6 protein-coding genes and 1 pseudogene are annotated in these 6,316 nt (G+C 42.2%); all 7 read right to left on the bottom strand.

Annotated features, from left to right (window positions below; translation table 11 throughout):
* Positions 1–988: ATPase, T2SS/T4P/T4SS family (locus Q0277_RS05505; protein ID WP_297996307.1), on the bottom strand; the 988-nt coding region annotated here is incomplete at its 3' end.
* Positions 963–2,174 (bottom strand): type IV secretion system protein VirB10, encoded by a 1,212-nt coding sequence (gene virB10 / locus Q0277_RS05500; protein WP_297996305.1) that lies wholly within the window; start codon positions 2,172–2,174, stop codon positions 963–965. The genes virB10 and Q0277_RS05505, both read right to left, overlap by 26 nt.
* Positions 2,171–3,100: a P-type conjugative transfer protein VirB9 gene (virB9, locus tag Q0277_RS05495; protein ID WP_297996303.1), complete on the bottom strand. Its 930-nt coding sequence runs from the start codon at positions 3,098–3,100 to the stop codon at positions 2,171–2,173. The genes virB10 and virB9 overlap by 4 nt, the downstream gene beginning before the upstream one ends.
* Positions 3,101–3,108: 8 nt before the next feature.
* Positions 3,109–3,795: a virB8 family protein gene (locus Q0277_RS05490; RefSeq protein WP_297881599.1), complete on the bottom strand. Its 687-nt coding sequence runs from the start codon at positions 3,793–3,795 to the stop codon at positions 3,109–3,111.
* 270 nt (positions 3,796–4,065) lie between these two features.
* Positions 4,066–5,127: a type IV secretion system protein gene (locus Q0277_RS05485; RefSeq protein WP_297996301.1), complete on the bottom strand. Its 1,062-nt coding sequence runs from the start codon at positions 5,125–5,127 to the stop codon at positions 4,066–4,068.
* Between the two features lie 20 nt (positions 5,128–5,147).
* On the bottom strand, positions 5,148–5,882 hold the full coding sequence (locus tag Q0277_RS05480) for a type IV secretion system protein (RefSeq protein ID WP_297996299.1): 735 nt from the start codon (positions 5,880–5,882) through the stop codon (positions 5,148–5,150).
* 60 nt (positions 5,883–5,942) lie between these two features.
* Positions 5,943–6,316, bottom strand: a pseudogene (locus Q0277_RS05475) (type IV secretion system protein VirB4); the annotation flags it as partial.

Genomic DNA, 6,316 nt, shown 5'->3' with positions numbered 1-6,316 from the left:
CGAGTACGGCAACGTCGAGGGGCTCCGGATCTCCGCGAAGAACCTGCTCGCCGCCCCTTAGCTCGGCCAATATTATGCGGTTTGGTTTCATACGCAAGCATGCTTTTAGAAGCGTAGCCGAAGTTACGGCGTCTCCGTCTTTAGCGTCGCTGTCGTAAAACATCTGTTCTACGTCCTTGTGCTTCGTAAAGGTGATCTCGGAAGTATCTTCGATCGTTATAATACGCTCGCTAAGTGGTATAAAATCTATCAAAGTCTTCATAAAAGTAGTCTTACCGCTACCCGTTTCGCCGCAGATGACTAAATTTTTACCCTCTCTAACCGCCTCTTTTAATAGCTCTGCGGTATGTTGATCTAGGGCCTGATTGGCCACGTAATCATCGAGGCTATAATGCACTTTGCTAGGCTTTCTGATTACAATAGAGACCTGATTGTCCTTAACTACGGGCGGGATATTGATATGAACGCGCTCTCCTGTGTGAAGCGTCGCATCAAGCATAGGCTCGGACTTATTTATATCCGTATTGTTGAATGCTCCTAAAGCCTTTGCAAAAGAGATCCCTTCGTCATAGCTAATAAATCTGTGCTCTTGCGTCCAATTTCCGAATATATCTTCACAAAAAAGCGTCCCGTTGCCGTTTAGACAAATTTCATTTATGGAGTCGTCCTCAAGATATTTTCCAAAAAGCTCGCTCGTAACGATGTCTAGCATCTGCGATTTTGCTATAAACTCCTCTTCCTCTCGCTCCTTGCTTACCGCTACTTCATGCGCTTGCGGAGAGGAGTGGGCGGCCGCAGTTTCTTCTATTGACGGCACAGGAACGTCAGGCAGAAGCTCGGTCTCTTTTTTTTGCTCGTCAGGATCTGGAGTTGCGGCAATATCGGTATCGACTTCTTTTGCGGCCGTAAGACCGAATTCGGCCATGGTAGCATTTACGATAGCTCTAGCTTTTTCCGTTTCGTTAGCGTATTGCTCTTTTTCGCCCATTTTTTCTTACCCTGAGTTGATATACCTTGCTGAAATCGATATCTCGATTGACATAAACGCCTACCAAATCGCCCTGGTTTTTGTATAATGTAGGTTCGATATTGATAAATTTCTCAAGCGCGGTATTGGCCATTTGTTGAGTCGCTTCGCGAGTATTTTCCGTATAATCTCTGTTTTCGTTGCTTCTGGTGCCGCTACCGCCATTTAGGCCTACATTTACGGCATCGTCTATTACGCTAAGCAGTATGGCCGCGCCAAATCTTTCAAGCCAATGGTGATCGACGTATCCCTCTATACCGCTACCGCCTAAAGAGTCGCTGGCGCCGCTATAAACCGGGATAATAACTCCGTTTGGCGTACGGATCTCTTGCCAAACTACGAAAATTCTATTTAGTCCGTCATTCATTTGGCCGCTATTGAAATATCCGGTAATATGCGAGCCTTTTTCGATCAAAAGGGTAACTCCATTGGCAGAGTAAACGTCTTCGCTAACGGTGCAAGCTACGCCGCCTTGGATACTCGATACTAAACGTGTATCCAGCGAGCAGCCTATATAGGTACCTTTAAGCAGAAGCAGGTTCGGATCGAATTTACTTTTCTTAGCGGCCTTCGCCTCAAAAGTACCTTCCGAATAGCCCTCCTCCGTTATATCAAATTCCGTCTTTTTGACAAGTTTTCCTTTAGCGTCGAGCGTGTACTCGCCACTGCTTAACGGATCGGGCTCAGACTCGCTTTGATTGGCCTCGAAAGAGGGCTCGGAACTTGTAGGCACTAAAATAGTGCCGGAATTTTTATAAACTTTAGGCTTAATTTGGCTTCTAGCGGCAGCCGGAGCGAAGGGGCTTGAATTTTCGTTTGCCCCGGTGTTTTCATTGATAAAGTCGCGCACGCTAGTGGTATCGCTTGATTCGGGAAGTTTAGGTAATTCTTTTATGTCTTGCTTATTATTGCTATATTGTAGATCGCCCTTTTGCACGTTAGTAGCGATGGTTTTTTTCTCGGTTTCATCGCTTGAAAAGCCGTTTATAAAGCCGCTTAGCGCTCTAAAACCTAAAAATATAGCTATTACGACCGTCATAAATATTACGGCGTAAATTTGCATACGCCTAGTTTTAAACTGCTCGTCTTTGAGCTCTACCGTCTCGCGCTGTAGATCTTCGTTTTGAGTGTTGTGCTCTTCGCTCATTCTAAAATCTCCCTCTTTACGCTTTGTTTGGTAGTATCGTAAGTTCTATCGAGCGGATTTTTGCCATATCCTTGATTTACGACACCTACAAGCTTATTTCCGCTTCGAAGCAGTATCTTTTCGGCGGTTTTGTGGATCACCAAAACATCATATCTGCCATTTTTGTTTTGATGGGTATTTAGTATGCTTTCTTTATTCGCCTCGTCGAATAGAAATACGCTAGGAATAGTCTTGGTGGAATTAAAGCCCAAATAGGTAAAAATACCGTCGTCATATGCGAAATCGGGCGCTATAGTATCGCTTCCTTTGTTTACGTGCATTACGAAATTCCAATTTCTAGGCACGTTTACCTTTTGAATTTCGTCGTTTAGCGCGGCCTTTTCGATCGCTTGCTGATCTGCTAAAATTTGAGCTATCTTCTTCGCCTCTTTCTCTCTTTTTATCTCGCTAGGATAGACAAAATCAACCTTATAGTTCACGTTAGTTTTGGAGTTTTCTTCCTCCAGCTGCAGATCGAATACATAAACGCGCTTTGTAGTCGTTACGATTAAATTCGTCTTCCAGTCTTCGGGATTTGGTTGAATGACGGAAGCTCCTTCGAATTCAACCGCCTCGCCGCTTTCGTCAAACATCGTTTGCTGCTCTTTTGCGTCTACGGCATAAGGTTTCGCCTTTATAAAAAGAAAGTTATCTTTCTCGGCCAGATCCCAGCCGTTTGAAAAGCCGCTTGCGATATTTACTATGCGCTCATCCTCGCTAAATTTTAGCATCGAAACATAGCCGCTACGAACCTTAATCAAAAATACGTCATCAGCGTTATAACTTGCGTAGGTTATTCTCTTGTCGAATTTCGACGATTTGGGTATTTCTAGGGCACCTAAGCTAAGCGCCAATGCCGATAAAACTAACGCGGGTAAAATTTTCATATGCTTCCTTATCTAATTATTTCATCGTCTATTCGGTAGGCCGTGACTTTAAAGCCCAATGGATTTTTAAGCCGCTCCTCTTCGCTTTGCGGGTTATCTGGGTAGTAGTCATAGCTTAACGTGACTATTTTGGCCGCAGTACCTAAAATTTGAGGCTGAGCTCCAGTTTTTCTCGTCGTCGCATCAAAACGGATGGTAGCCGTCTTGGCGCCGGCGCTCTCGCCCAAAACTACGCTTTTGATATCGATAGAAACCTCATTATCGTTCTTTAAAGCTTCTTGACGCGCACTCTTGCCCTCGTAAATTTTACGATAAAGCTCCGCAATCTCCGGCGTAGATAGCATCTGCACTAGCAAATAATCCTGGTTCAGGATATTGTAGTAATACCCCTCTCTAGCTTTTACGTATTGGGAGATGAAATATTTATCCAGCGCTTCGTTTTGAGTGAGGTCTTCTGTTTTTACAGTCGTAATGATGTCTACCATTCCTGCGTTATCTACCCTAATCACATAAGGCTCTACGGTCTTTAGGGGAGTTAACATTATAACCGCGACTACTGCGATAATGGCTATAGCCGCAAATATAAAAGCTACCGTCCAGGCGCGCCTGTTAGACTTTTCTACTAGGTATCTTATGGATGCTTCATAGCTTATTGCCGAGGCTTCGTCATTGTTTTCAATCTTAGGATTTTTCACAAATATTTACCTTTTTTCAAATTACCAATTTGTTTACGTCTGAGCTGTTATTGATGGGTTGCCATTCGTCGCTGTCGAACAACTCGTTCCATTTCTTATTGTTTTTTACCTCGGCCCTATTAGCTCTATCCTGAGAGCTGAAAAAAGCTTCGTTGCCTTTCAAATTCGCATTCTTGCGGTTGACGCAACCGCAAAGAAGCAAGCCGGCTAGTATCAAGACCGCGTAAAATTTAAGAGTTTTGAGCATGGTTTATCCTTCTGATCGCTTTTTCATTTTCTGCCTATTAGTTTGCCGATACCTTTTTTAGCAGCTTTAGCACCTTTGATACCTGCGGAACCCACACCGATAGCACCTCTTGCTGCCCCGAGAGTTCCTCTAGCCGCCAACAAGCTACCTCCTCTTGCAATATCGGCAGTTCTACCGGCAAGTCCCATGGCGCGGCCAAAAGTAGAATTAGCTATGCCTTCCATTGAAACCGCCGTGAATTTTTCTGCGATAGCGGTAGCAAAAGACGTAAAAACATTGATCATAATTCCGCATATAACAACTTTGAAAGCGGCTAGGAAAACGCTGTCTGGAACTTTTCCACCGGCTAGGGCTTGTATATACCCACCGGAATAGTTGTACAAGACCGAAAACGATTGAAGCTCTCGTCCGACATACGGTAAAACGATCATTCCAACGAATGTCGTTAAGCATAAGAGGGTGATTAAATTTGATAGAACCATATTAAACCACTGCGAGAAAGTCTGCTTAGTCATACTAAATATCAAGAAAAAGAAAGCTATGGGCATTAAAAGCATTAGTAAAATGAAGGACATAAGATTTGTAACCATTGCTTTCAAAACTGGGAAAATACCGGTTCCTATGCCGATAAGAACAAGAATCGAACAGAAAATATACTTGAAATTATCTATTGGCGTTTTGACCGATAAAGAGTCAATAAAACTGGAACATAAAAACCCGGACGGAACAACAAACATATTTAAGTTCTCAAATACGTTGATATCTGAATTCGATAGGGCATCGCGAACCATTTTAAAATCATTAAAAACTAATTTCACCCAATCTTCTGCATTCAAAGCGAGCAAAATAAATATAATTTTTATAAAAGCGGTAAATAAAAATCCCGAGAAATTTTGATCCCCTTTTCCGTAAAGCATCTTTATGGTTTCATAAATAAGAAATATGCCCAAATAAAGAGCTAGAAAATTTCCCGAATCGTTAACAATGCCAATAAAAGTATCATAGTGCACCGAATACTGTTTATCAAAAAAATCTGTTACATTTTTCGATAATTTTATTATAAAATTACCTAAATCAGCGCCCATATCGATAACTACTCTTCTCTTTATTTAGTTCCAGTAAAAAATTTCTTATTAGCTTCAAATCTTTTTTCGGATATTATCTCTTTTTGCCTATTCATATTTGCCAAAGCCAGCTCTATTTGAGTCTTCTCTGCCTGAATTTGAGCCGTAATCAAAGCTATAGAGTTAGCGTAATCCGCGGATGATTTGATATCGCTACTATTTGCGGTGCTTTTCATCTGCTTGGCAATTCTATTTAGCTGATCCGAGTAAGTAGAAATTCTAGCACTGCTGCTTTCTATAGCGATAGTATCTTTAAATACCTGCCTAGACTGACTTACACACAAATTCTTTTCAACGGCATCTTGAATATCTCCGCAGGGATCGGTCTTAAAGTATTTTTTAAAGAGCTTATCCGCTTGTTTATCGAGCTTTGAAACATTAGAAAAATCCTCGCCGATACTATCTATCGAGGTACCGAGATCCTTTGCGTTTTTATATATATCCTGAACCTCATTGATGAAATTTATGGCATCTCTTGCGCCGGTTTTAGTGGCTATATCGTCCGCATAAGCCTTGAGCTCTGATTTGTAGTGCGACGTAGTATCTACCCAGCGCTTCGCTTCCTTAGCAAATTCCATTGCCTGTTGTATAGTCTGGTTGGTTATTTGTGCATTTGCAGCCCCATCTACTACAGGAATTCCCGTTGCGAACATATTAGCGCATAGCGCTGCCGAGGCAATAAAGCCCGACACCATTTTACCGATTGAAACTCTCATTTCTTACTCCTTAAATTTTAGTTATTTCCTAAAGAACGGCATGCCGCCCTCACAGCGTGCTTATGATTTTTCATAGATAGCTTTGATGGCCTCAAACCTACCTTTGTAATCCAAATTCGGATCATCGTTAATCTCTTCGATCTTTTCTACATAGGCGCTACCCGTCGATAAAATTTTAAGATAAGTTTTACCTATGGAGCTTAGATCGATCGATGCGATAGCTCGTTCGCCAACCCCTTTTTTAATGATAAATCTATATAGAGTAGGGCTGGTAGTCTTTACAAACGCAAATTCCTCTTCCGTAACGCTTAGTTTTTCATAATCATCAAAAGAAGCTTTAGGATTTGAGAGCAATAATACGGTCTCGCTTTGCTCTACTATTCCCGCCGCATACTTAGACTTGGCGGATCTGGTCCCAGTTGCCTCGGGCCCCG

The sequence above is a fragment of the uncultured Campylobacter sp. genome (assembly GCF_938030815.1).
In the GTDB taxonomy this organism is placed as follows: Bacteria; Campylobacterota; Campylobacteria; order Campylobacterales; family Campylobacteraceae; genus Campylobacter_B.
Note: the sequence above shows the minus strand (reverse complement) of the source record. Positions and strands in the feature narration are given on the sequence as shown.